The organism is Parafrankia elaeagni (genome assembly GCF_000374165.1).
GTDB classification, from domain to species: domain Bacteria; phylum Actinomycetota; class Actinomycetes; order Frankiales; family Frankiaceae; genus Parafrankia; species Parafrankia elaeagni.
The window spans coordinates 130,930-156,542 of the sequence record NZ_KB893783.1 but is presented as its reverse complement, the minus strand read 5'-3'; the positions used below and the strand labels follow the sequence as shown (position 1 = coordinate 156,542).

Below are 25,613 nucleotides of genomic sequence, written 5' to 3'. Positions count from 1 at the left end.
CGGTGATCAGCGAAGCAGGCCCCGCGCGGCCTCGACGATGTGCGGGGTCGAGATGCGGGCGAAGTCCAGCAGCTCGTCAGGCGTACCGGACCCGGGCAGTTCGGTGACCGACAGGTGGGCGAGCCGCACGGAGACGTCGCCGTCCCGCAGGGCGCTGGCGAGCCCTTCCAGCACGGCGCCGCCGATGCCGCCCTCGGCGTAGTGGTCCTCGGCGACGACCAGCCGGCCGCCGGTCGCCCGCGCGGCCTCGGCCAGGGTCGCGGCGTCGACCGGCTTGATCGAGTACAGGTCGATCACCCGGGCCGACACGCCCTCACCGGCGAGGACGTCCGCCGCGGCCAGGCAGTGGTGCAGGGTGACGCCGGCGCCGATCAGCGTGACGGTGTCGGCGTCCGAGCTGCGCAGGACCTTGGAGCCGCCTGGCACGAACTGCTCGTCGGGCCCGTAGAGAACCGGGTAGGCGCCACGGGTCGTCCGCATGTAACTGACACCGCGCAGACCGGCCATGACCTCGACCAGCTTCGCGGTGGACGTCGCGTCGCTCGGGTACAGCACGGTCGACCCACCGACCGCCCGCATCATCGCGAGGTCCTCGAGCGCCATCTGGGACGGGCCGTCGGCGCCGATCTCCACGCCGGCGTGCGACCCGGAGAGCCGGATGTCCGCCTGCGAGATGGCCGCCATCCGGATGAAGTCGTACGCCCGGGACAGGAACGCCGCGAAGGTCGAGGCGAACGGGACGTAGCCGCGCACCGACAGCCCGACCGCCGCCGCGACCAGCTGCTGCTCGGCGATGAAGATCTCGAAGAACCGGTCCGGATGGGCCTTGGTGAAGTCCTCGGCGTAGGTCGAGTTGCTGACCTCCGCGTCCAGGGCGACCACGTCCGTCCACGCCCCGATCGCGGCCAGGGCCTGGCCGTACGCCCGCCGGCTGGCGACCTTGGCGCCGAGCTCGTAGGTCGGCAGGGTGAACGCCGGGCGGGCCTGGTGCTTCGCCCGCGTCATGTCGGCGGGCGGCACCGGGCCGCGCACGCGCAGGTTGCGCTCGCCGCCCAGCTCGATGATCGCCCGCTCGGCCATGTCGCCGGTCAGCGGCTTGCCGTGCCAGCCCTCGACGTCGGCGACCTCGGAGAAGCCCTCCCCCTTGCGGGTACGGGCCAGGATCACGGTCGGTCGGGCCGCGTCCTCGGCGTCGGCGAGGGCGGCGTCGATCGCACCCAGGTCATGGCCGTCGACCACGACGGCGCGGGCGCCGAAGGCCTCGACCCGGCGGGCGTAGGCGGCCATGTCCCAGCCGAGCTCCGTCGGCCCGCGCTGGCCGAGCCGGTTGACATCCACGATGGCGATCAGGTTCGACAGGCCGTAGAAGGAGGCCTTGTCCAGCGCCTCCCACATCGAGCCCTCGGCCATCTCGCTGTCGCCGCAGACCACCCAGACCCGGTAGGGCGCCTTGTCCAGGAACTTGCCGGCGAGCGCGACCCCGACGGCGTCCGGCAGGCCCTGGCCCAGTGAGCCGGTCGCGACGTCCACCCACGGCAGGATCGGCGTCGGGTGGCCCTGCAGGCGGTGACCGAACCGGCGGTAGCCGGTCATGAGCTCCTCGTCGGAGACCACGCCGACGGCCTTGAACATCGAGTAGATCAGGGGCGACGCGTGCCCCTTGGAGAAGATCAGATGGTCGTTCGCGGGATCGTCGGGGTTGTCCCAGTCGTAGCGGAGGTGCCGCGCGAGCAGCACAGCCATGACGTCCGCGGCGGACATGGAGGATGTCGGATGGCCGGAGCCCGCCGAGGTGCTGCTGCGTACCGAGTCGACGCGCAGCTGCTGCGCGAGTTCCCGAACCGTCTCCAGGTCGGCGACTCCAACCACTTCGGACACGGGAGTTGCCACACCAGTCTCCTTCGTCAGCGTTGTGCTGGTCTTCGGTCGTCCTGGTCGGGCCGGTGAGGCCAGCCGGCGCCGCCGGCTGACACCGCAGCCGTCGTGACGCGGCCCCACGCAGGTCGAGTGTCGTCTGTGCCGCGGGCCGGCCGACCCGGCGCCTGACGCCTGTCGCACTACCCCGTCACTCCGCGATCCGAACCGTACCAGCACGCAGGGCCTGTCACACCAGCGGAAAGCCGGCCTTCGTCACACCGGCGACACCCCGGCGGCACCCGGCCGGAGGTCGAACGCCCCGGCGGGCCCGGGTCCGGTGGCCCGCGGGTGGCGGTGGTCACCACCGGCAGCGCGTGCCGTCGCCCGGACGGGGGTGCCGGCCCGCGGGGTCAGACGGCCTGAACATCAGAGGGCCTGAACATCAGACGGCCGGAGTATGGGCCCCGGCCGGGGAGGCCCGGTGGAACAGCTGGTAGAAGCGGTAGCCGATGCCCTCGCGGAGGATGTAACGGACCTGGGTCCCGAAACCGCGGTTCGCCGGGCCCTTCGTCGCCGGGGACGTCACCGTCTCGATCCCCAGATCCGTCGCGATCGCACGGGAACGCAGGCTGTGCCAGCGGTCGGTCACCACCACCGCGGACCCCCACTGCCGGCTGTCCATCAGACCGGCCACCGCGGTCAGCGACGACAGCGTGTCCCGGCCCTGCGGGACAGCCATCACCGCACCCGCCGGCACGCCGTGGTCACGCAGGTAGGTCGCGGCGGCCTCCGCCTCGGTGAACCGGTCGCCCGGCTGGTTGCCCCCCACGGTGATCACCCGGGGCGCGACGCCGGCCCGGTAGAGCTCCAGTGCGTGGTCCAGCCGGGCCGCGAGGATGGCCGACGGGCGGCCGTCGTACTGCGAGGCACCCAGCACGATCAGCGCGTCGGAGACCCGACGGTCGTCGTCCCGACCGACCCACCACACCTGCCCGAAGGTCGCGACGGATCCGGCTGCCAGCAGCATGACGACCATCAGGACGACCCGCAGGGTCCAACGCCACCAGGGCACCCGGAACCAGGACGCCGAGGGCGGACGGGGCAGAAACCGCCGAGGGGACAGGTCCACGCGATGTCACGTTAGCCGCAACGGACCTGTTCAAACCCCCCGGCCACATCCCGCACCCTCAGGTGCCGTCGGCAGGCCCCGCCAGCGTGATCGGGAGAGTACCGAGCGCGTCCCAGTCGAGCACCTCGGCGGCGACGTCGCGGATCTCGGCGAGCAGCCCCAGCCTGGCCGCCCGCACGGCCGGATCGTCGGCCATCACCATGACGGCGTCGAAGAACGCTTCGACCGCCTCCGGCAGCTGGCCCGCCACGGCGACGAAGTCCGCGAGCTCCGGCGCCCGCCCGGAGCTGCGCACGACCAGCTGACGGGACAGCTCGGTGGCGACCTGGGCGAGCCGGTGGTCCGCCGGGTCGACGAGATCGCCGATCACGATGCCCGGAGCGGCCTCGGCCGGGACGATCCTGCGGACCCGGCCGACCGCGGCGGCGAGCCGGGCGAAGTCGGGGCTGTCCGCCAGCGTGCGCAGCTCCCGCAGGGTCGAGGCCGCGCGGGCCGGCCGCCCGGTCAGCGGGCGCAGCGCGCCGACCAGCCGGTGGTCGGCTCCCGCGTCCAGCAGCTGCTGGGTGAAGCGGCCGCGCACGAACGCGTCCGCCTGCTCCAGGGCGGTCTCCGACACGGGCACCGGGAGGAGCTTCGCCGCCTCGGCCAGCATGTCCGCCACGGTGAGACCCGCGAGCTCGGGACGCCCCGCCAGAATCGCGGTGACACCGAGCGCGGCCCGGCGCAGCCCGAACTGGTCCGAGCTGCCGGTCGGCGCCGCGTCGAGCGCGAACAGCCCGGTGAGCAGGTCGAGCCGATCGGCGAGGGCGAGCAGCGCACCGGGGACGGTCCGCGGCAGCGTCCCGCCGGCACGACGCGGCAGCTCCATCTCGTAGAGCGCCACGGCGACGGCCTCGGGCTCGCCGGCGCGGCGGGCGTACTCGCGGGCCATCGTCCCGGCGAGGCTGGACAGCTCGATCACCATCTGGGTGGCGAGGTCGAACTTGGCCAGCTCGCCCGCACGGTCGAGGGTCGCCCGGTCGAGTGCGGACAGGCCGGCGCCGGCGGAGCTGCCGAGCCTGTCGGCGAGCCGGCCGGCGAGAGCCGCGATGCGGTCCGCCCGGTCGGCGACCGAGCCGAGCCGCTGCTCGAAGGTCAGCTTCGCGAGCCCCTTCCGGAAGGTCGCCAGGGGCACCTTGAGGTCGGCGTCGAAGAAGAACGCCGCGTCCTCGAACCGGGACCGCAGCACGGCCTCGTTGCCCGCGCGGACCAGCGGGACCTCGACCGCTCCGTCCGCCACCGTGACGAAGCACGGCTGCAGCGCCCCGGCCGTGTCCCGCACCGCGAGGTAACGCTGGTGCTTGTGCATCACCGTCGTGAGGATCTCCGGCGGCAGCTCGAGGTAGCGCCGCTCGAAGGAGCCGAGCACCGGGCGCGGGTACTCGACGAGGTTGGTCACCTCGTCGATGACGTCCGCCTCGAGCTCGAGGTCGATCACGCCGTGCTGCTCGGCGGCCAGCTTCGTGGCCTCGTCGACGATCAGCTCCCGGCGGGCGGCCGGATCGAGCAGGACGGAGCTGGCGGCTAGCAGCTCGGCGTAGCCGTCGGCGCCGCGCACCTCGATCGGCGGCGACCCGGCACGCCGGTGGCCGCGGGACGTCGTGCCGGCCGCCAGCGTGGACACGGCGACCGGGACGACCGATCCGCCGAGCAACGCCACCACCCAGCGCACCGGGCGGCTGAAGGACAGCTCGGGGTCGTTCCAGCGCATGTTCCGCTCGGACCGCAGACCGGTCAGGACGGCGCCGAGCACCTCGGCCAGGACCTCGATCGCCGGCCGGCCGGTGTCGGTGCGCACCAGGGCGACATGCTCGACGCCACGGTGCTCGACGACGGTCAGGTCGGCCACCGCGGCGCCCTGCCCGCGCACGAACCCGGTGGCCGCCTTCGTCGGCTCGCCCTGCGCGTCATAGGCCGCCGAACGACGCGGGCCCCGCACGACCTGCTCGACGTCGGGCTCCCGGACGGCGACCTCCTCGACGACGGCGACGATGCGCCGCGGGGTCCCCCGCACCAGCACGGAGCCGTGCGCGAGGCGGGTGCCCGCCAGCCGCTCGACCAGTGCCGCCCGGACAGCCTCGGTCTGGCGGCCGACCTCCGCGGCGGGCAGCTCCTCCGTGCCGATCTCGAACAGCAGCGTCGCCGGGCCGGACGGCACCGCCGCCGGGTCGACGGCGGCGGGAACGGCCGGCGCCGGCCGGGGGGTCTCCCCCAACGGGCTGCCCAGCTCGACCCGCCGCTCCCGCCAGAGCGTGGCGACCTCGCGGGACATCCCCCGCATCTGGGCGAACGAGGTCGCCCGCTCGGTGGTGGAGACGGCGCCGCGGGAGTCCAGGATGTTGAACGCGTGCGAGCACTTCAGCACGTACGAGTGGGCCGGGACCGGCAGCCGGGCGTCGAGCAGCCGGCGGGCCTCCGCGGCGAACTCGCCGTACATCCGGCGGACCGCGTCGATGTCGGCCTCGTCCAGGTAGTACCGCGACATCTCGAACTCGGCCTGGCCGAACACCTCCCCGTACGAGGCCCCGGGAGCGTAGGCGATCTCGGCGAAGTGCCGGACCTCCTGCAGCGCCATCATGATCCGTTCGATGCCGTAGGTGATCTCGACGCTCACCGGGTCGAGCGACTGGCCGCCGGCCTGCTGGAAGTAGGTGAACTGGGTGATCTCCTGCCCGTCCAGCCACACCTCCCAGCCCAGGCCCCAGGCGCCCAGGGCCGGCGAGGTCCAGTTGTCCTCGACGAAGCGGACGTCGTGTGCCGCGGTGTCGACCCCCAGCGCACGCAGGCTGCCCAGGTACAGCTCCTGTGGGTCACCCGGATCCGGCTTGAGGATCACCTGGAACTGGGTGTGCGTCTGGAGCCGGTTCGGGTTGAGGCCGTAGCGCGAGTCGTCCGGGCGCACCGAGGGCTCCACGTAGGCCACCCGCCACGGCTCGCCGCCCAGCACCCGCAGGATGGTCGCCGGGTTGTAGGTACCGGCACCGACCTCGGTGTTGAACGGCTGCACGATCATGCAGCCGCGCTCGGTCCAGTAGCGGGTCAACGTCAGCAGGGCGTCCTGCATGGTCAGCATCGGGGCAGCCTCGGCAGCTCGTGATCGGGTGTTACCCCGCCGAGGCTACCGGGTGGCGGTGCCGCTACCGCCCGCCCAGCCTCGCGAGCCGGCGCCCGGCACGGCGGTGTCCGCGTCGGGCGCACGGGCCGACCCGTGCGAGAGCGCGGGCCCGCCCGTCTCGCGTTCGTGCAGCACCTCGAAGGCGCCCGGCGCGTCCTGCGCCCAGCCCAGCAGCGGTGTCAGCTCGCACCGGACGTCGAACCCGGACAGCGCCCGCCGCCAGGCCCCCGGACCGGACCACTCCGTGACCAGCAGCCAGGCGGCCGGCTCGTCGACGGACCGGCCGACCCGGCCCGACCGGAAGCCGGGCTGTGCGGCCAGCGCGGCCAGCACCCGCTCCCCGGCCGCGGCGAAGCCGGCCCGTGCCGGTTCGGGCACGTCGAACCGGAGGACCGCCACCACCGGCGCGCCCGGCCCGCCGGCGGCCGCCGGCGGCCGGACAGCCTCGTGTTCAGGCACGGTGGGCGACGATGCCGCCGTAGCGACGATCCCGGCGGGCGTACTCCTCGCAGGCCAGCCACAGGTCGCGGCGGTCGAAATCAGGCCACAGGGTGGGCACGAACGAGAACTCCGCATAGGCCGCCTGCCAGAGCAGGAAGTTACTCAGCCGCTGCTCCCCCGAGGTCCGGATCAGCAGGTCGACATCCGGCATGTCGGGCTCGTCCAGGTAGCGCGCGATGGTCTCCTCGTTGATGCGCTCCGGGCGCAGCAGGCCGGCGCGCACGTCGCGGGCGATCGCCGCGGCGGCGTCCGCGAGTTCCGCGCGCCCACCGTAGTTCACGCACATCACCAGCGTGAGCCGGTCGTTGTCCCGGGTCCGCTCCTCCGCGGACTCCAGCCGCCGGATGACATTCCCCCACAGCCGCGGCCGCCGGCCGGCCCAGCGCACCCGCACTCCGAGCGAGTGCATGTCCTCGATCCGCCGCCCGAACACACCGTCGGTGAAGCGCATCAGAAACGCGACCTCGTCCGGTGAGCGCTTCCAGTTCTCCGTCGAGAAGGCGTACACCGACAGCCAGCGGACACCCATCTCGATGGCACCCTCGACGCAGTCGAACAGGGCGTCCTCGCCGGCCTCGTGACCCTTGGTACGTGGCAGGCCGCGCAGCTTCGCCCAGCGCCCGTTCCCGTCCATGACGATCCCGACATGGCGCGGGACGAGGGCCGGCGGCAACGCCGGCGGCAGCGCTCCGGACGGATGGGGACGCGGATCGCGGTACCGCCTGCCCACCTCTTCACGCAGGCTCACAGCCGACATCCTCTCGTCCGGGCCGGCGGTTCACCGACCGACCCCCGCCGGCCCGGGGACACCCGGACCACCGGTCTCGCAGCACACATCCCGTCCCGCTCCTCACCCGGTCCCCTCGCCCGCCACGCACGCCCGTGCCCGACCCGGGACACCGCCTCCGCGCCCTCCGGCCACACATGCCCGTGACCCTCACGTCCGTTCAAGATGCGGCAGGGCGCGCAGCGCCCGTTCGAGGTGCCACTGAAGGTAGGCGGCCACGACCCCCCCGGCCTCCCGGCGGGTACGGACGTCCGTCGCCTCCGCGCCGTCCCAGTCGCCGTGAAGAAGGTCGGCCAGCAGCCGCACCGCGGCCGGAGACGTCGACGCCGCACCGCGCGGTCGACATTCCGGGCACACTACGCCGCCGCCCGGAACGGACAGCGAGTGGTGCGGTCCGGGCTCGCCACAGAGCGCGCATTCGTCGAGGGCCATTCCGTATCCGGAAACCGTGAGTGAGCGCAGCAGGAACGCGTCCAGGACCAGGGACGGCGGCCGCTCACCGGACGCAAGCGTACGCAGGCCGCCGACGAGCAGCAGAAACAGCCTGAAGGCGGGCTGGCGTTCCTCGCTGGTCAGCCGCTCCGCGGTCTCGAGCATCACCGCCGCCGCCGTGTACCGCGTGTACTCCTGGGCGATCGTCGCGCCGTACGGAGCGAGGATGTCGGCCTGGGTGACCGTGTCCAGCGAACGGCCCTCGTGCAACTGCAGATCGACATAGGTACCCGGCTCCAGCCGCGCGCCGAAACGCGAGGACGTCTTCCGGACTCCCTTGGCCACCGCCCTCACCCGGCCGTTACGCCGGGTGAGCACAGTCACGATGCGGTCCGCCTCGGCGAAGGGCGCCGTCCGCAGGACGACGCCCTCATCGCGATACACCGGCACGTTCCCATGGTTACATGCCTGCCCTGACGGCCTGGCGGGCCGCCTTCCGTCGCCGATGCGCGGCGCGCCGGCGCCTCCGGAACCGAGGGCGCCGGCGCTTTCAGAAACCGAGCCGGCGGAGCTGCTTCGGGTCCCGCTGCCAGTCCTTGGCCACCTTGACGTGGAGGTCGAGGTAGATGGGCGTGCCCAGCAGCGCCTCGATCTGGGTGCGGGCCCGGGTGCCGACGTCACGCAGCCGGGACCCGCCGGCGCCGATGATGATCGCCTTCTGGCTGGGTCGCTCGACGAAGACGTTGACATGCACGTCGAGCAGCGGTCTGTCCGCCGGGCGGTCCGCCCGCGGGATCATCTCCTCGACCACGACGGCCAGCGAGTGCGGCAGCTCGTCCCGCACGCCCTCCAGTGCCGCCTCGCGGACCAGCTCGGCGACCATGACCTGCTCCGGCTCGTCGGTCAGCTCGCCCTCCGGGTAGAGCCGGGGGCCCTCCGGCAGCCGGGCGACGAGGACGTCGGCCAGTGTGCCGACCTGGAACGACGACACCGCGCTCACCGGCACGATCTCGGCGAAGTCCCCGAGCCCGGTGACCTCCAGCAGCCGGGCGCCCACCCGGTCCGGGTCACCGACCTTGTCGACCTTGGTGAGGATCGCGACCACCGGGGTGCGCCGGGCCAGCCGGCCCAGCTCCTCCGCGATGAAACGGTCCCCGCGCCCGAGCGGCTCGTCCGCCGGCATGCAGAAGCCGATCACGTCGACCTCGGACAGCGTCGCGCGGACGACGTCGTTGAGCCGCTGCCCGAGCAGCGTGCGCGGGCGGTGCAGACCCGGGGTGTCGACCAGGATGAGCTGGGCGTCCGGCCGGTGGATGATCCCGCGGATGGCGTGCCGGGTCGTCTGGGGACGTCCCGAGGTGATCGCCACCTTGGTTCCCACCAGGGCGTTCGTGAGCGTGGACTTGCCCGCGTTGGGACGCCCGACGAGGCAGGCGAAGCCCGAGCGGAAGTCGGTCGCCAGGTCCACTAGCTCGACACCCGGTCGCGCGCGACGCCGTCCGGACCGGCGAGGAACACGGGCACACCCGCGCCGAACTCGGCGAGCAGCGCCAGGTCGTCGGCACCGGGCTCGGCGGCGTCGGTCACCACCGCGGCGGCCTCGAAGCGCCGGGCGCCGCTGGACGCCGCGGCCACGACCGCGGCCCGCAGCGCCGACGTCACGAGCTCGGGCCGGGCGTGCGCGACGGTGGCGGCGGCGTAGGTCCGGCCGTCGGTGTCGCGCACCGCGGCGCCCTCGGCGGGCTGCCCCGCCGGGGTGTAGGCGCGCAGCCGCGCGGCGCGGGCCAGCACCACCAGCTTGGTGTCCTCCGCCTCCAGGACGAGCCCGGCCGGGCCGGGAGGGGGGGTCGACGACGTCACGATGTCACCTCTCTGCTTGGGGATCCCGGGCGGTGGCGCCGGGTTTCTCGCCCGTGCCGGCCGGTTCCCCGGTGCTGCCGGTGGCCGGCCGACCCGCGCCGTCCCCGCTGCCGTCCTGGCCGCGGGGGGTGGGGGAAAGCCGCTGGACCACGACGGTGCCGATCTGGTTGCGCCGACCGGCGGCCCGCTCGGCGGACAGCCGCAGCCCGGCGATGTCGGCGGTGGCGCCGGGGATGGGCACCCGGCCGAGCACGGTCGCGAGCAGGCCGCCGACCGTCTCGACGTCGTGGGCCTCGGGCACCTCGTCGATGCCGAACAGCTCGGCGAGATCGTCGACGTCGAGGCGGGCCGTGACCCGGGCGGTGTCCTTGTCGAGCCACTCGACCGGCGGCGCGGCGGAGTCGTACTCGTCGGTGATCTCGCCGACGATCTCCTCGAGGATGTCCTCGATGGTCACCAGTCCGGCGGTGCCGCCGTACTCGTCGATGACGACCGCCATGTGGGTGCGGGAGGCCTGCATCTCGCGCAGCAGGTCGTCGGCGGGCTTGCTCTCCGGGACGAGGGCCGGCGCCCGCATGATCTGCGCGACCCGGCTGTCCTGCGGGCCCTCGCGCTCCCAGCCGACCATGTCCTTGAGGAAGGCGATCCCGACGACGTCGTCCACGTTCTCGCCGATCACCGGGATGCGGGAGAAGCCGCTGCGCAGGGCGAGCGAGACCGCCTGCCGCACCGTCTTGTCGGACTCGATGAAGACCATGTCGGGGCGCGGCACCATGACCTCGCGCACGAGGGTGTCGCCGAGCTCGAACACCGACGCGATCATGTCGCGCTCCGCCGGCTCGATGACGTCGTTCTCCTCGGCGAGGTCGACGAGGTCCCGCAGCTCCGCCTCGGAGGCGAACGGGCCGTCGCGGTAGCCCGGGCCCGGCGTGACGGCATTGCCGAACGCGATGAGCAGGCGCGGCAGCGGCCCGAAGACCTTCGCCAGCCGGATGGTGAGCCCCGCGGTCGCCAGTGACACCGCCGGGGCGTGCTGCCGGCCGAGGGTTCGGAACATCACCCCGACCAGGATGTAGGCGACGAGGGTGGACACCAGCGCGCCGAGCCCGACGGCGGCGAAACCCGCGCCGTAGGCGTGCACGGCCAGCACGGTGATGCACGCGGCAGCCGCCATCTCGCCGACGATCCTCAGCAACAGCAGCAGGGCGAGGAAGCGCCCGGGGTCGGCGACGACCCGGGCGAGGTTCGCGGCACCCGTCTTGCCGGCCCGGGCGAACTCGTCGACGCTGACCCGGGAGACCCGGGTCAGGGCCGCGTCGACCGCGCCGAGCCCCGCCGCGGCGAGCGCGGCGACGGCGGCGATGAGGACGAGCAGGAGATCACCGGTTGCCATGACGGACCGGGCCCCTCAGGAGGTGGCGGCGCCGGCCGCGGTGTCCCAGGAGGCCAGCAGGCTGTTCTGGAGCTTCCACATCTCCCGTTCCTCCTCCGGCTCGGCGTGGTCGTAGCCGAGCAGGTGCAGGATGCCGTGCGTGCACAGGACATGCAGCTCGCGCTCCATGTCGTGACCGGCCCCCGCGGCCTGCCGGCGGGCCACCTCCGGGCACAGGACGACGTCGCCGAGCAGGGTGGTCGGGTCCTCCTCCACCGACTCCGACCACGACGGCTCGAACGCCTCGTCCTGGGGGAAGGCCAGCACGTCCGTCGGCCCCTCCTCACCCATGTACCGGACATGCAGGTCGGTCATCGCGTCGATCTCGACGAGCATCACCGACAGCTCCGCCAGCGGGTTGACCTTCATCGTGTCGAGGACGAACCTGGCGAGCGCGGCCAGCCTGACCTCGTCGAAGTCCGTCACACCCGACTCGTTGGCGACGAAGACCGCCATCAGACGTTCCCTCCCGCCGCGCTCACCGGCGCTCCCGGCGGGTGGCCCGGGCCGGCCGGGTCTCGGCGGGGGCCGGGCTCGCGGCGTCCCAGCGCGCGTAGGCGTCGACGATGTCGCTCACCAGCCGATGACGCACGACGTCAGTGCTGGTCAGCGCCGCGAAGTGCACGTCACCCACGCCGTCGAGGATCTCGCGGACCACCCGCAGGCCGCTGTGCGTGCCGGAGGGCAGGTCGACCTGCGTGATGTCACCCGTGACGACGATCTTCGAGCCGAAGCCGAGCCTGGTCAGGAACATCTTCATCTGTTCCGGCGAGGTGTTCTGCGCCTCGTCGAGAATGATGAACGCGTCGTTGAGCGTGCGGCCGCGCATGTAGGCCAGTGGTGCGACCTCGATCGTCCCGCTCTGCATGAGGCGCGGGATGGTATCCGGGTCGATCATGTCGTGCAGCGCGTCATAGAGCGGGCGCAGGTAAGGGTCGATCTTCTCGAACAGCGTGCCGGGCAGGAAGCCGAGGCGCTCGCCGGCCTCCACCGCCGGCCGGGTGAGGATGATCCGGTTGACCTTCTTCGACTGCAGCGCCTGGACGGCCTTGGCCATCGCCAGATAGGTCTTGCCGGTGCCCGCCGGACCGATCCCGAACACGATGGTGTGCTGGTCGATCGCGTCGACGTAGCGCTTCTGGTTCAGCGTCTTCGGCCGGATCGTCCGGCCGCGGTTGGACACGATGTTGAGGGTGAGCACCTCGGCGGGCCGCTCCCCCTCGCCGCTGCGCAGCATCGCCACCGAGTGGTCGACATGCTGGGGGCTCAGCTCGGTTCCGGCGTCCAGCAGCGCGACGAGCTCGGAGAACAACCTGGCGGCAAGCGCGTTCTCCGCCGGATCACCGGTGATCGTGATCTCGTTGCCCCGCACGTGGATGTCGGACGAGAAGGCCTTCTCGATCACGCGCAGCAGCTGGTCCTGATGACCGAGCAGACTCACCATGCTGTGCGGGCCGGGGACGACGATGCGCGTGGTGACCCGGGAGTCGGGGGGGGTTTCGGATTCGGGCATGTGTACGGCCGCGCGGGCCGGCGTACCTCTCACTTCAGGACTGGGACGAAGGTCGCCCTCAGACGACGGCGGAACCCACAGGCGCACTACACCGTGGTGCTCACGACGTCATGGTGCTGGTGACAACCCAGTCTATCCGGCCAGGCGGCCGATGTCGGCGAGTACCAGGGCGGCCGCCACGACACCCGCGGTGGACGTCCGCAGCACTGTCGGGCCGAGCCGACCAGCGATGGCGCCGGCGGCCGTGAATGCGGCGAGCTCGTCGTCCGCGACCCCGCCCTCCGGCCCGACGACCAGCAGGATCTCCCGCGGCTCGACTTTGCCCCCCTGCTCCCGCAGGCCTTCCCGCTCCCGCACGACCGCCTGCTCGTGCACCGGCACAGCGAGGCCGGCCAACGGCGTCGACGCCGTCTCATGCAGGACGACGGCGAGCGCGGAGCGCCGGGCACGCTCGGCGAGCTGCCGGGTTGTCACGAGCCCGCCGACCTCCGGCCAGCTGAGCCGGCGGGACTGCTTCGCGGCCTCCCGCGCCGTACGGGTCCACCGGGCCCGCGACCGTTCACCGCGCTCGCCGTCCCAACGGACCACGCATCGGGACGCCGCCCACGGCACGATCTCGTCGATGCCGACCTCGGTCATCATCTCGACTGCCAGCTCGCCGCGGTCACCCTTGGCCAGCGCCTGCGCCACGACCAGCCGCGGCGACGGGAGCCCGACCGACCTGCGGCGCAGGACGACGCACTCCAACTCGTCGCGGCCGGCCGAGCGGACCTCACATTCCAGCGCCGTACCGGCACCGTCGGTCACGTCCAGGCGCTCACCGGCCCGCAGCCGCCGCACCGTGGCCGCGTGCCGGCCTTCCGCGCCACCGAGCACGAAGACCTCGGCCGGGGGCAGCGGGTCCAGGTGGAAGACCGGCGCGGTCAGCGGCTACGCCGCCCGCTGCGGCGTCGGGAGAACAGACCCGAACCACCGGAGGCCCCGCCCACCACCGCCGGGGTCTCCTCCTCGCGCAGCTTGGCCAGCTCGCGCAGCAGCCGCTCCTGCTCCGCGTCCAGCTTCGTCGGCGTCTCGACCACGATGTGGATGTGCAGGTGGCCTCGCCCGACCGCGCGCAGATGCGGGACACCCCGCCCGGCGAGCCTGATCACCTCGCCCGGCTGGGTACCCGGCTTCACCGTGATCGTCTCGGAGCCGTCGAGCGTCTCCAGCGTCGTCATCGTGCCCAGCGCCGCGGCCGTCATCGGCAGTCGCAGATCGCAGTGCAGGTCGTCACCCTCCCGGGTGAAGACCGCGTGCTGCCGCTCGGAGACCTCCACGTACAGGTCCCCGGGCGGGCCTCCGCCCGGACCGACCTCGCCCTCTCCGGACAGGCGGATGCGCATCCCGTCCTCGACCCCCGAGGGGATCTTCACGGTCAGCGTGCGGCGCTTGCGGACCCGGCCGTCGCCGGAGCAGTCCCGGCACGGGTGCTCGATGACCGTGCCGGTGCCGGAGCACCGCGGGCACGGCCGCGAGGTCACCATCTGCCCGAGGAACGAGCGGGTCACCTGCTGGACCTCGCCACGGCCGTGACAGGTCGAGCAGGTGGACGGCTGTGTGCCCGGCGCCGCGCCCGCCCCGGAGCAGGTCGCGCACACCACCGCGGTGTCGACCGTGATGTCCCGCGTCGCGCCGAAGGCGGTCTCGGCCAGGTCGAGCTCCAGCCGGAGCAGCGCGTCGTTGCCGCGCCGGACCCGCGAGCGCGGCCCGCGGCTCGCGCCACCGCCGAAGAACGCGTCCATGATGTCGCCGAGGCCGCCGAAGCCCGCCCCGAACGGCGAGCCGGCGCCGGCCGCGCCACCACCGGGCGCGAGCGGGTCACCGCCGAGGTCGACGATCTGACGCTTCTCGGGGTCCGAAAGGACCTCGTAGGCGTTCGTCACGTTCCTGAACCGCTGCTGCGCCTCCGGATCAGGATTGACGTCCGGATGGAGCTCGCGCGCCAGCTTGCGGTAGGCCCGCTTGATCTCGTCACCGGTGGCGTCACGCCGCACACCGAGTGTCGCGTAGTAATCCACTGCCATCAGTCGGCACCCAAGAGTTCACCCACGTACTTGGCGACGGCCCTCACGGCCGCCATCGTTCCCGGATAGTCCATCCGCATCGGGCCGACTACTCCCATTCCGCCCAGCACCGCCGGGCCGAGACCGTACCCGGTGGCGACCACGGACGTCGACCGCAGGGCGTCGACGTCCGTCTCGCGCCCGATGCGCACCGTCACAGTACCGGTCTCCCGGGCTGAACCGATCAGTTTGAGGAGCACCACCTGCTCCTCCAGTGCTTCCAGGATGAACCGCAGCGAATCGGCGAAGTCCACCGAGGCCCGGGTGAGGTTCGCCGTGCCCGCCAGCGCGACCCGCTCCTCCTGCCGCTCCAGCAACGCCTCCAGCACCACCGTGGTCAGCGTGGTCAGGTGCGGCCTCAGGTCGGGCCGGGCGGAGTCGGGCAGGTCGGCGGCGGCTTCGGTGGCGTCGGCCATCCGCCGGCCCCGCAGTGACCCGTTGAGCAGGCTCCGCAGCTCCCCCACGACCCCGTCGTCGACCGGGGTGGGGATCTCCACCACCCGTTGTTCGACCCGGCCGGTGTCGGTGATGAGGACGAGAAGCAGCCGGTTCGGGTTCAGCGTGACGATCTCGATGTGCCGCACGCTGCTCGACGACAGCGACGGGTACTGCACCACCGCCACCTGCCGGGTGAGCTGGGCGAGCAGCCGCACCGACCGGCGGACCACGTCGTCGAGGTCGACCGCGCCCTCCAGGAAGCTCTGGATGGCCCGGCGCTCGGCGCGCGACAGCGGCTTGACCCCGGACAGCCGGTCCACGAACAGTCGGTAGCCCTTGTCCGTCGGGATGCGACCGGCGCTGGTGTGTGGCTGCGTGATATAGCCCTCTTCCTCCAGGGCGGACATGTCGTTACGCACCGTGGCAGGCGACACCCCGAGGGCATGCCGCTCGGCCAGCATCTTGGACCCCACCGGCTCGTTGCTGAGCACGAAGTCCTCGACGATCGCCCGCAGGACCTCCAGGCGCCGTTCTTCAAGCACGTGACCGCACCCCCTTCGCCGGTTCCGTCAGCCAGGCGGGGCTGGCGACGCGTACCGGGCCGGTCACCCTGCCCTGGCACTCTGCCACCGTGAGTGCCAAGTGTAGCTTCCTACCCAGGTCGTGGCAGCCATCGTGAGCAGACAGGCCTTCCGGCCACAGCGCACCCGCCGCCGCGGGCACGACCCCGCCCAGCGCATGGACGGTCGCTGGGCGGGAGCTGGTCGCCGGGCGGGCGGCAGGGCATCAGTCGGGCAACAGGGCACGGACCACGGTGTCGGTCAGCAGCCGGCCACGCCGGGTGAGCGCCACCCGGCCTGCCGCCAGCTCCGGTCCGATGACGAGGCCGTCCGCGGCCAGCTCGTGCGCGGCCGCCACCCCGCGCTCGCACAGGGCGTCCACCACGAGCCCCTCGACCAGCCGGACCCCGAGCATCACCCGCTCGACCCGCCGCGCCGTGGCGTCCAGGACCTCCCGGGCGGCAGCCGGGCTCCGTCCCGCGCCGACCCTCGTCGCGTACTCGGTCGGATGGCGGACGTTCCACCACCGGACCCCACCGACATGGCTGTGCGCGCCCGGCCCCAGGCCCCACCAGTCGTCGCCGCGCCAGTAGCCCAGATTGTGCCGGCACCACGAGGACGCGTCCCGGGACCAGTTGCTGATCTCGTAGTTGAGCAGCCCGGCGGCGGCGAGGGTCTCATCCGCCTGGAGGTAGCGGTCGGCCAGCAGGTCGTCGTCCGGCTCCAGGAGCTCGCCGCGGCGCACCCGGCGGGAGAGCTTCGTCCCCTCCTCGACCGTCAGCGAGTAGGCGCTGACGTGGTCCGGTTCGAGCTCGATCACCGTGCTCAGGCTGGCCGCCCAGTCGGACTCGGACTCACCTGGCGCACCGTAGATCAGGTCGAGGCTCAGCTGGTCGAACCCGGCCCGACGGGCCCAGCCCACGACCTCCGGGACCCGCCCGGGAGTGTGCTGGCGATCCAGCGCGGCGAGCACGTGTGGACGGGAGCTCTGCATTCCCAGCGAGATGCGGGTGAACCCGCTCGCCCGCAGATGCTCCAGCGCGGGCAGGTCGACGGACTCCGGATTCGCCTCGGTGGTGACCTCCGCGTCGGCGGCCAGCCCGAAGGTGTCGTCCAGGATCCGCAGCACCTTCGCCAGGTCGGCGGCCGGGAGCAGGGTCGGGGTGCCGCCGCCGACGAAGACCGTCGACACGGGCAGTTCGCGCTCACCCAGCACAGCCCGGGCGAGGCGGGCCTCGGTCGCGATCGAGTCGACGAAGGAGGCGGCCCCACCCTGACCACCAGCGCCGAGCTCGGCCGGGGTGTAGGTGTTGAAGTCGCAGTACCCGCAACGGGCCGCGCAGTACGGGACATGCACGTACACGCCGAACGTCCGGGTGCCGACGCCGGCGAGCACGGCGTCGGGGAGCGCGCCGTCGACGGGCGCCGGCGCCCCTTCGAGAGGCTTGGATGGCATGACCCCAGTGTGCTCCCAACGAGTGCCGAGACCGCAACGCTATGTTTGTCAACTGGTCTCATGGGTGTCATCCGGGCGGTACCGGACTACGTCTGGACCAGTATCAGACAAGGTGCGCCGCGCGCCGCCCGAATGCGCCATCCGCGGCACCGACGGACACCACCCGGGCCGGGACCCCGCGTTTGCGGTTCGTTGACAATCGTAGGGCCAAACCATGGGCAATTGGTCATGGATCAGTCGAGGTGGGTACGAAATGATCCAGGTATGCAGGAGGAGCTCACCAGCGGAGTCGTGACCATCGAGGAACTGCTGCCGCCACGAACCACGGAGTACCGGTCGGGATCCGTCCTGGCCCTCGGCTTCGCCCAGGCAGAACCGGTCACCGAACCGATCCGTATCCCCCGGATGAACCCGGCACCTGATTCCGCCTGACCGCGACCGTCACCCCAGCCCACGCCACCGGCGCACACAGAGAACGGTGCGCCTACCCGACCCCGATCCCCCGGTGTGGACGCCGGCCCGGCCAGGCCGCAGGAAGCTGCCCCAGGTCCGGACCGGTGTGCCGTGGGCGCGCCGGCCGGCCAGGCGCTGCCCGGCCGGCGCGCCCACGAAACGGGCCCGCCGTGGGTTCCGGCCTCAGCGGCCGCCGGTCTTGGGCGCCGGCGTCTTCGGGCTCTCCGTCGTCGACAGCGCCGCGATGAAGGCCTCCTGCGGGACCTCGACCCGCCCGATGGTCTTCATCCGCTTCTTGCCCTCCTTCTGCTTCTCCAGCAGCTTCCGCTTCCGGCTGATGTCACCGCCGTAGCACTTGGCGAGCACGTCCTTGCGGATGGCCCGGATGTTCTCGCGCGCGATGATCCGGCTGCCGATCGCCGCCTGGATCGGCACCTCGAACTGCTGGCGGGGAATCAGTTCGCGCAGTTTCGAGGTCATGGCGACGCCGTAGCTGTAGGCCTTCTCCCGGTGCACGATCGCCGAGAACGCGTCGACCGCCTCGCCCTGCAGGAGGATGTCCACCTTGACGAGGTCCGCTGCCTGCTCCCCCGCGGGGTCGTAGTCGAGGCTGGCGTATCCGCGGGTACGCGATTTCAGGGCGTCGAAGAAGTCGAAGATGATCTCCCCGAGGGGGAGCGTGTACTTCAGCTCGACCCGGTCCGTGGAGATGTAGTCCATGCCCCTGAGTACCCCGCGACGCCCCTGGCACAGCTCCATCACCGCACCGACGAAGTCGGTCGGCAGCAGGAGCATCGCGTCCACCACCGGCTCGTACACCTCGGCGATCTTGCCGCCTGGCCAGTCGCTCGGATTCGTCACCGTGACCTCCGAGGTGTCCTCCATGACAACCCGGTAGACCACGTTCGGCGCGGTGGAGATGAGCGTGAGGTCGAACTCCCGCTCCAGCCGCTCCCGGACGATCTCCAGGTGCAGCAGGCCGAGGAAACCGCAGCGGAAGCCGAACCCCAGCGCCGCCGACGTCTCCGGCTCGAAGGTGAGTGCGGCATCGTTGAGCTGCAGCTTGTCCAGCGCCTCACGCAGGGCCGGGTACTCGCTGCCGTCCAGCGGGTACAGGCCCGAGTAGACCATCGGCCGCGGGTCCCGGTACCCGCCGAGCATCTCGGTCGCGGGCCTGCGCGCGGAGGTGATCGTGTCCCCGACGCGCGCCTGCCGGACGTCCTTCACGCCGGGGATGACGTAGCCGACCTCGCCCGCGGACAGCGACCCGGTCGGCCGCGGGTCCGGCGAGATGACGCCGACCTCCAGCGTCTCGTGGCTGGCACCGGTCGACATCATCAGGCAGCGGTCGCGGGTCGTCAGCGTCCCGTCGACGACGCGGACGTAGGTGATCACGCCGCGGTAGATGTCGTACACGCTGTCGAAGATCATGGCGCGCGGCGGGCCGTCCGGGTCGCCACCCGGCGCCGGGATGCGGCGGACGATCTCGTTGAGCAGCTCCGGTACGCCCTGCCCGGTCTTGCCGGAGACCTTCAGGACGTCGCCCGGATCGCAACCGATGATCGACGCGATCTCCTCCGCGACCTTCTCGGGCTGCGCCGCCGGGAGATCGATCTTGTTCAGGACCGGGATGATCGTGAGGTCGTTCTCGATCGCGAGGTAGAGGTTGGCCAGCGTCTGCGCCTCGATGCCCTGGGCGGCGTCGACCAGCAGGACCGCACCCTCGCAGGCCGCGAGCGAACGGCTCACCTCGTAGGTGAAGTCCACGTGTCCGGGGGTGTCGATGAGGTGCAGGATGTAGTCGCGGTCGTCGTCGGCCTTCCAGGGCAGCCGGACGTTCTGCGCCTTGATCGTGATACCGCGCTCGCGCTCGATGTCCATCCGGTCGAGGTACTGCGCGCGCATGTTGCGGGCCTCGACCACACCGGTCACACCGAGCATGCGGTCGGCGAGGGTGGACTTGCCGTGGTCGATGTGGGCGATGATGCAGAAGTTGCGGATCGACGCCGGGTCGACGGTGGTTGCCTCGGTCGGAGCTTCGGACACGCGGGCTGGTCTCGTTTCGCTGCTCGTCGGTCTGTCGGGCACTCGGGCCGGTCGCCGCCACGTGCGTACGTACGGGCTCGCGTCCTCCCATCGTGCCAGGCCTCCATCGTGCCAGGCACACGGTGGCCCGCCCGCGTGGCCACGCCCGGCGCCCGCAGCCTGCGGGCGCTGGTTTGATAATGTCGGTGCTGCTTCGCCGTGGGCCCTGGTCGGGGCGGACGGCGCATCCCCCGAACCATCCCGACTCGACACCCAGAGGTTCTCCCGCGTGGCCAACATCAAGTCGCAGATCAAGCGCAACCTCACCAACGAGAAGCGACGGCTGCGCAACAAGGCCGTGAAGTCCGAGCTGAAGACGCACGTCCGCCGCTTCCGCGACGCCGTCGACGCCGGCGACGCCGAGCGCGCCGAGAGCGCGTTCCGCATCGCCGCGAAGAAGCTGGACAAGGCCGCCAGCAAGGGCGTGATCCACCCGAACCAGGCCGCGAACCGCAAGTCCGCGATGGCGAAGGCGAACGCGGGCATCGGCGCTTCCTGACCGCATCGGGCGGCCACCGCCCTGCGGCAGGGCCCAGGGCCCTGCACATCCCAACAGGACCGGAACTCCTGATCGACGGAGTTCCGGTCCTGGGTTTTTCCGCTCGGGATCCTGGGTGTTTCCGCTCGGGAGTCGCCAGGATCAACCCGGAAGCACCCGGCAGCGGCGGGTCCAGGGCGGGTGGCAGGGGGCAGGCGTCAGTGCCCTGACCCCGGCGCCCGCTCGACCGGGGCCGCCAGCGTGCGTTCGAGGACCTCGGCGTAGGCCGTGAGCGCCGCGACCACGAGCGGGAGCACGACCAGGACCCAGGCACTGGCCAGGTCGCCCATCGCGACCACGAGAGTCACCAGCACGGTGACCGTGGCGAGGGCGCCGCGCATCCACCCGGCCGGCAGTACCCGCAGGCCGAAGACTCCACCGGGCGGGATCTGGTCATCGTGCACCGGGCGGGGCCGGCCGGCCCCGGCGCTGCGGTCGCCCTGCTGGCCGTCGCCAGGCTCTCCGCGCGCGGGCCCCGCAGCACCGTGCTGCCCGCCGGGGGATTCACTCATCGCCCTCGTCCTCCCCTGCCGGCGAACTCGCCACGGTCGCTGCCCTGGGCGCCACCCGACGACCGGCCCCGGGCCCCGGCGACCTCCTGGAGCAGCCGCTCCAGCGCATAACCGGCGTTGACGGCCGCGCCCTTGACTCCCGCGTCCGCGACCGCGACGGCCCGGATCGCCCGCGCCAGTCCGGCGTCGGACCAGCCCCGTGCCGAACGCTGGGCCCGCTCGACCTTCCAGTCCGGCATGCCCAGGGCCTTCGCGATGTCCCACTTGGACCCGCCGCCGACGGAGGAGACCCGCGCCAGGTCGCGCAGACCGCCGGCAATGGCACTCGTGACAAGGACCGGCGCCGTCCCACTCTCGAGGGCCTGGCGGAGCAGCGCCAGCGCGGTGGCGAGATCACCGGCGATGACGGCGTCCGCCACGGCGAAACCGCTGGTCTCGGCCCGCCCGCGGTGGTAGCGCGCCACCGCTGGCTCGTCGATGACGCCGTCCGTGTCCGCGACCAGCTGGTCGCAGACCGCCGCGATCTCCCGCAGGTCACCGCCCACGGCATCGAGCAGCGCGCGGACCGCGTCCTCCGTCGCCTTTCCGCCGAGCCGGCGGATCTCCGCGACCGCGAAGTCATGCCGGTCCCGCGGGCGCGTGATCCTGGCTGCGGAGATCACCCGGCCGCCGGCTTTCTTCATCGCGTCGACCAGCTTGCGGTTCTTCACCACGCCGCTGTGGACCACGACAAGGACCACGTCGTCGAGGGGATGCTCGACGTAGGCCAGCAAGGCGTCTCGGAGATCCTCGGGAAGATCCGCCGCGCCGCGGACGACCAGTACCCTGCCGCCGCCGAACATCGAGCTGGCACCGAGGTCGATCATGTCGGCGTCGGTCAGTTCACCGGGCGCGCGGTCGACGATCTCGACCTCGGGGTCGCGGGCCCGGGCGGCGTCGCGCACCTCCCGTACGGCGCGCGCGACCAGCAGGTCCTCGTCACCGCTCACGACGACGAGCGGTGGCGGCGCGGCTGGGGACGGCACGTGGATCAGCATGTCACGCCGGCGCCCTGGCCTCACGCGCACCGGGCCGGCGTGCCACCACGGCAAGCTGGCCCGGCGCCGCGCGGACGACCGCCACCGCCCCGTGCAGGTCGGTGCGGGCCACCATCACGCCGGCCACGCGCAGCCTCGCAAGGGTTTCCGGCGCCGGGTGGCCGTAGGTGTTGCCCGTTCCGACGCTGATGACGGCGACCGCTGCCGCAGTCGCGGTGAGGAAGTCTTCGGTCTGCTCCTCGGCGCCGTGGTGCGCCACCTTCAGCACGTCCACCGCGACCGTGCCGTGGTGTGCCAGCTGACGCTGCTCGGGGAGCTCGGCGTCGCCGGTGAGCAGCATGGTGACGCCCGCGACCTCGGCGAACAGGACGAGGCTGGCGTTGTTCGGGTCACTTTCCGTCCCGCGCAGCACCCGTTCCGGCCCGAGCATCCGCCAACGCACATCCCCGACCGAGCCGACCGAGCCGGCGAGCACGGTCCGCACCGGCACCCCGGCCGCCTGCGCGCCGCGCCGGACCGCGGCCCACTGCTGCGCCGGTTCGGGCAGAGGGCTCACCACCACCTCCCCCACCGGAACCCGGCCCAGCACGCCGGTCAGACCGCCCGCGTGGTCGGCGTGCAGGTGGCTGAGGATCAACACCGGTACCCGCCGGATCCCCAGGCTGTTCAGGCAGGCCGCGACCAGCTCCGGGTCGGGGCCGACATCGACCACGACCGCGGAGTCGGGCCCGGCCCGCAGGACGAGCGCGTCGCCCTGACCCACGTCGCAGGCAACCAGCCGCCAGCCGGGCGGCGGCCAGCCGTCCAGACGCGGCAGCAGGAACAGGCGGGCGAGCAGGAGGCCCACCACGATGGCCGCGAGCAGCCGACGGGTCGCCGGCCGCCGCGCCATCGCGACGGTGAGCATGACCGCGACCAGAGCGAGGGCCGCGCCGACGGGCCCCGCGGGCCAGCCGACCGTCGCGCCCGGAAGGCCGGCCGCCCGGTCGGCGACCACGACCAGCCACCGACAGGGCAGCGCCGCCAGGCGCGCGACCGGCTCCGCGACGGGCGGATGCACCGCGGCCAGGCCCATCGTGAACAGGCCGAGCACCGTGGCCGGCGCCACCGCCGGGGCGGCGGCCACGTTCGCGGGAATGGCGATCAGGCTGACTCCGCCGCCGAGCCAGGCCAGGACCGGCGTGCAGGCGAACTGTGCGGCGGCCGCGACGGCCACGGCCTCGCCGACCCGGACGGTGCCGGTGCGCGACCACCGGGGGGCATCCGGCCAGCGGGCTCCGGCCCGCCGTTCCAGGGCCTCGCCCCACCCTGGCCCCCACACGACCATGCCGGCGGTGGCGAGCACTGACAGCGCGAAGCCCGCCGACAGCGCGAAGGTCGGGTCCGCCGCGATGACCGCGAGAACGGCGCCGGCGAGCGCGGCCAGCACCGCACGCGGCCGGCCCAGCGCCAGCGCGGCAAGGCCGACGAGCCCCATCGCCCCCGCCCGCACGACACTCGCGGACGGACGCGCCAGAATCACGAACCCGGCCAGCGCGGCGGCACCCGCGAGCGCCCGGGACCGCGGACCGAGCCGCGTCCGCCCGAGCACCACCAGCACCGCGCCGGTGGCGATCGCGAGATTCGCTCCCGAGACAGCTGTCAGATGACTCATCCCGGCGGTGCGGAAGTCGTCCTTCAGCTCTGGGTCGAGCTCCGAGGTGTCACCGACGACGAGCGCCGGGAGCAGACCACCCGCGGGCTGCGGGACCCCCGCCGCGGCCGTGTGCAGCCGTGCCCGCAGCCAACCGGCGACGCGCTGGGCGGCGGGCGGCCGTCCGTGGGGCCGGGGCGGCGCCCGGGCGAACAGGACCGCGGAGATCGTGTCTCCCGGCCTGGGCCTCGCGAGCGTCGCACGGACGTTCAGCCGCTGGCCCGGCAGGTAACGCACCAGGTCCGTCGAGGGACCGACCAGCAGCACCGGAACGGAGCTCCGCAGTCTCCGGCCGGCACTGGTCACCGCTTCCAGACGCGCGCTGGCTGTTGCCGGCGGCGCACCGCGCGCCGGGCCGGTTGCGCCGGCTCGCGGTGGGGAGGGCGACGGGTCGCCGGTAAGGACGACCGTGGCCTCGACCGTCCGCTGGGCCCGCGCCAGCTCGGCGAGGGGGCCGGTGGTGCGGGCGCGACCGGCGAGACCTCCGACGAGCAGGCCGGCGGCGAAGAAGGCGAGGGCGACGCAGGCCGCCAGACCGGGCCCGCCGAGCCCGAGGTGCCCGGCCGGCCGGCGCTGTGCGCCGAGGAGCACCGCGGGCACGCAGCAGACGAGGGCGGCGCCGGCGCATCCCAGCAGCACCGGGCCAGGAACCCAGCGCCCGGCCAGTGCCGCGGCGCCCCAGAACACGGCGGCCGGGACAGCCAGTCGAAGGTCCGCGCGGCCGCGGCGGGCGCTCCTTTCATCGGCGGGCAGGCCGAGGCCGGCCTCCATCACGGCAGCGACCATCAGACCCGCACCAGCGGGAGGAGATCCGCCAGACGGCGGTCACCGACGCCGGTCACCTCACCCAGCTGGTCAGGCGACGTGAACGGACCGTTCTCGGATCGCCAGTCGATGATCCGCTGCGCGAGTACCGGGCCGACGCCGGGCAGGTCGTCGAGCTGCGCGACGGTCGCGGTGTTGAGGTCCAGCGGCTGCCCACCGGCGCCTGCTGTCCCTCCCGACGCCGCGGCCCCGAGGCCGGGGTCGGCAACCGCCCCGGGGGGCGGTGGGGCGGGGCCCGGCCGCCCGTCGACGAGGATCTGTTCGCCGTCGGTGAGGATCCGGGCGAGTGCTATCCCGCTCGTGTCGGTGCCCGGCAGCGGACCTCCGGCGCGGGTGAGGGCGTCGACGACTCTGGCACCGGCGGGCAGCCGCACCACCCCGGGCCGCACGACGCGACCGGCGACGTCGACCACGACCTCGCTCCCGGCGGTCGCCTCCGCTCGTTCCGATCCCGCCCCCGGAACGGCCGGGGCGGCCGCTCCCCCGGCGCCGGCCGCCTCGGGCGGCCCCGTTGCCCGCGTGCCCGGGGCTGCCCCGAGCGGGCTGACGGATTCCGTGCCGGGCACGCCCTCGGCCCCGGAGCGAACCGGTACCGGCGGACCCAGGGACACCGGCCGGTTGCGCCAGGCCATCCAGCCGGCTGCCGCCGCCGCCAGGACAGCCACCAGGACGAGGACCAGGGCGGCTCGCGCGGTGGGCGCCAGGACCGCGTCACGCAGCGTGGGCGGAAGGCGATCGGCTACGCGCCACCGCGGCCGCCGGGGGCCCCGGGAGGAGCCGGTCGGGCCGTCGGCCGGGTCGGGGTGCATCCGACCGGTGTCACCGGCGAACTCGTCAAGCCAGTCGTCGATCTGGTCAGGCTCGTCGGCACCGCCACCGACGTCGCCTCCATAGGCGCCAGCGCCAGCCCAACCTTCGGGCCTGCCGCCGGCCCCGGCCCCGGCCCCGGCCCCGGTCGCGGGCCCGGGCCCGGTCGCGGGCCCGACGTCGCCGAACTCGCCGTACCGGATCCGGGGCCCGCCCGGACGCTCGTGCGGCGGCGGCTGTGCCCAGGATCGCGCCAGGGGTTCGGTCGTGGGATCGCTCGCCTGAGGGAGCTGCTGGTCCGACCGCGGCAGGCGTCTGTCCATGCACGCAACGTAGGCAGCGCCGAGACGGAACGGACGCCTCGGCGGCTCGCTGTGGACAACCGAATCTCGTCCACAGCGGGGAATGAGCCGGCCGCAGGTTTGGTTGACCGCGCAAG

The 25,613-nt window shown here is 73.1% G+C and carries 22 protein-coding genes; 2 read left to right on the top strand and 20 right to left on the bottom strand.

Features of this window, described 5'->3' with window-relative positions; translation table 11 throughout:
• Positions 1–6: 6 nt before the first annotated feature.
• The 15 genes from B207_RS0130100 to hemW form a co-directional block, all read right to left on the bottom strand.
• A complete protein-coding gene (locus tag B207_RS0130100; protein ID WP_026311590.1) occupies positions 7–1,890 on the bottom strand; it encodes a transketolase in 1,884 nt (627 codons plus the stop codon).
• Positions 1,891–2,299: 409 nt separating this feature from the next.
• Positions 2,300–2,986, bottom strand: coding sequence for a YdcF family protein (locus B207_RS0130095; protein WP_018640418.1), 687 nt, complete (start codon positions 2,984–2,986; stop codon positions 2,300–2,302).
• A gap of 58 nt (positions 2,987–3,044) precedes the next feature.
• Positions 3,045–6,098 (bottom strand): glycine--tRNA ligase, encoded by a 3,054-nt coding sequence (locus B207_RS36350; protein ID WP_018640417.1) that lies wholly within the window; start codon positions 6,096–6,098, stop codon positions 3,045–3,047.
• A 45-nt stretch (positions 6,099–6,143) separates the two neighbouring features.
• Complete coding sequence (locus B207_RS36345; protein ID WP_018640416.1) at positions 6,144–6,599, bottom strand: antibiotic biosynthesis monooxygenase family protein; 456 nt, start codon at positions 6,597–6,599, stop codon at positions 6,144–6,146.
• Complete coding sequence (locus B207_RS0130080; RefSeq protein WP_018640415.1) at positions 6,592–7,389, bottom strand: isoprenyl transferase; 798 nt, start codon at positions 7,387–7,389, stop codon at positions 6,592–6,594. The genes B207_RS36345 and B207_RS0130080 overlap by 8 nt, the downstream gene beginning before the upstream one ends.
• A gap of 189 nt (positions 7,390–7,578) precedes the next feature.
• The gene (gene recO / locus B207_RS0130075; protein WP_018640414.1) at positions 7,579–8,304 is read right to left on the bottom strand and encodes a DNA repair protein RecO; all 726 of its coding nucleotides are present in this window, start codon (positions 8,302–8,304) and stop codon (positions 7,579–7,581) included.
• A gap of 106 nt (positions 8,305–8,410) precedes the next feature.
• The gene (gene era, locus B207_RS0130070; protein WP_018640413.1) at positions 8,411–9,328 is read right to left on the bottom strand and encodes a GTPase Era; all 918 of its coding nucleotides are present in this window, start codon (positions 9,326–9,328) and stop codon (positions 8,411–8,413) included.
• Positions 9,328–9,720 (bottom strand): cytidine deaminase, encoded by a 393-nt coding sequence (locus B207_RS0130065; RefSeq protein ID WP_018640412.1) that lies wholly within the window; start codon positions 9,718–9,720, stop codon positions 9,328–9,330. Before B207_RS0130065 ends, era begins: the two co-directional genes overlap by 1 nt.
• 4 nt (positions 9,721–9,724) lie before the next feature.
• Entirely contained in the window at positions 9,725–11,113 is a 1,389-nt protein-coding gene (locus B207_RS0130060; RefSeq protein ID WP_018640411.1) for a hemolysin family protein, read from the bottom strand.
• Positions 11,114–11,128: 15 nt separating this feature from the next.
• Complete coding sequence (ybeY, locus tag B207_RS0130055) at positions 11,129–11,608, bottom strand: rRNA maturation RNase YbeY (protein WP_018640410.1); 480 nt, start codon at positions 11,606–11,608, stop codon at positions 11,129–11,131.
• A 22-nt stretch (positions 11,609–11,630) separates the two neighbouring features.
• Positions 11,631–12,665 (bottom strand): PhoH family protein, encoded by a 1,035-nt coding sequence (locus B207_RS0130050; protein ID WP_018640409.1) that lies wholly within the window; start codon positions 12,663–12,665, stop codon positions 11,631–11,633.
• Positions 12,666–12,797: 132 nt separating this feature from the next.
• Entirely contained in the window at positions 12,798–13,541 is a 744-nt protein-coding gene (locus tag B207_RS0130045; protein WP_018640407.1) for a 16S rRNA (uracil(1498)-N(3))-methyltransferase, read from the bottom strand.
• A 47-nt stretch (positions 13,542–13,588) separates the two neighbouring features.
• On the bottom strand, positions 13,589–14,731 hold the full coding sequence (gene dnaJ / locus B207_RS0130040; RefSeq protein WP_026311587.1) for a molecular chaperone DnaJ: 1,143 nt from the start codon (positions 14,729–14,731) through the stop codon (positions 13,589–13,591).
• A complete protein-coding gene (gene hrcA, locus B207_RS0130035) occupies positions 14,731–15,750 on the bottom strand; it encodes a heat-inducible transcriptional repressor HrcA (RefSeq protein WP_018640403.1) in 1,020 nt (339 codons plus the stop codon). The genes dnaJ and hrcA overlap by 1 nt, the downstream gene beginning before the upstream one ends.
• Before the next feature lie 244 nt (positions 15,751–15,994).
• Positions 15,995–17,224 (bottom strand): radical SAM family heme chaperone HemW, encoded by a 1,230-nt coding sequence (gene hemW, locus B207_RS0130030; RefSeq protein WP_018640402.1) that lies wholly within the window; start codon positions 17,222–17,224, stop codon positions 15,995–15,997.
• 264 nt (positions 17,225–17,488) lie between these two features.
• Here hemW and B207_RS40370 point away from each other — a divergent pair, with 264 nt between their 5' ends.
• Positions 17,489–17,656: a hypothetical protein gene (locus B207_RS40370; protein ID WP_018640400.1), complete on the top strand. Its 168-nt coding sequence runs from the start codon at positions 17,489–17,491 to the stop codon at positions 17,654–17,656.
• Between the two features lie 204 nt (positions 17,657–17,860).
• Here B207_RS40370 and lepA read toward each other — a convergent pair whose 3' ends face one another.
• Positions 17,861–19,723, bottom strand: a complete 1,863-nt coding sequence (gene lepA / locus B207_RS0130020; protein ID WP_018640398.1) for a translation elongation factor 4 — start codon at positions 19,721–19,723, stop codon at positions 17,861–17,863.
• Between the two features lie 268 nt (positions 19,724–19,991).
• On the opposite strand from lepA, the gene rpsT reads away from it, so the two are divergent.
• Positions 19,992–20,261 carry a 30S ribosomal protein S20 gene (gene rpsT / locus B207_RS0130015; RefSeq protein WP_018640397.1) on the top strand — a complete coding sequence of 90 codons (270 nt, stop codon included), beginning with the start codon at positions 19,992–19,994 and terminating at the stop codon, positions 20,259–20,261.
• A 197-nt stretch (positions 20,262–20,458) separates the two neighbouring features.
• Here the strand turns inward: rpsT and B207_RS0130010 are convergent, their stop codons facing one another.
• Genes B207_RS0130010 through B207_RS0129995 form a run of 4 tightly spaced genes read right to left on the bottom strand, consistent with a single transcriptional unit; the run spans position 20,459 to position 25,497 of the window.
• Positions 20,459–20,812 (bottom strand): hypothetical protein, encoded by a 354-nt coding sequence (locus B207_RS0130010; RefSeq protein WP_018640396.1) that lies wholly within the window; start codon positions 20,810–20,812, stop codon positions 20,459–20,461.
• Positions 20,809–21,837 carry a DNA polymerase III subunit delta gene (gene holA, locus B207_RS0130005; RefSeq protein WP_230205317.1) on the bottom strand — a complete coding sequence of 343 codons (1,029 nt, stop codon included), beginning with the start codon at positions 21,835–21,837 and terminating at the stop codon, positions 20,809–20,811. Before holA ends, B207_RS0130010 begins: the two co-directional genes overlap by 4 nt.
• Before the next feature lie 13 nt (positions 21,838–21,850).
• A complete protein-coding gene (locus tag B207_RS0130000; protein WP_018640394.1) occupies positions 21,851–24,328 on the bottom strand; it encodes a ComEC/Rec2 family competence protein in 2,478 nt (825 codons plus the stop codon).
• Entirely contained in the window at positions 24,328–25,497 is a 1,170-nt protein-coding gene (locus B207_RS0129995; RefSeq protein ID WP_018640393.1) for a ComEA family DNA-binding protein, read from the bottom strand. The genes B207_RS0130000 and B207_RS0129995 overlap by 1 nt, the downstream gene beginning before the upstream one ends.
• Positions 25,498–25,613: the final 116 nt, after the last annotated feature.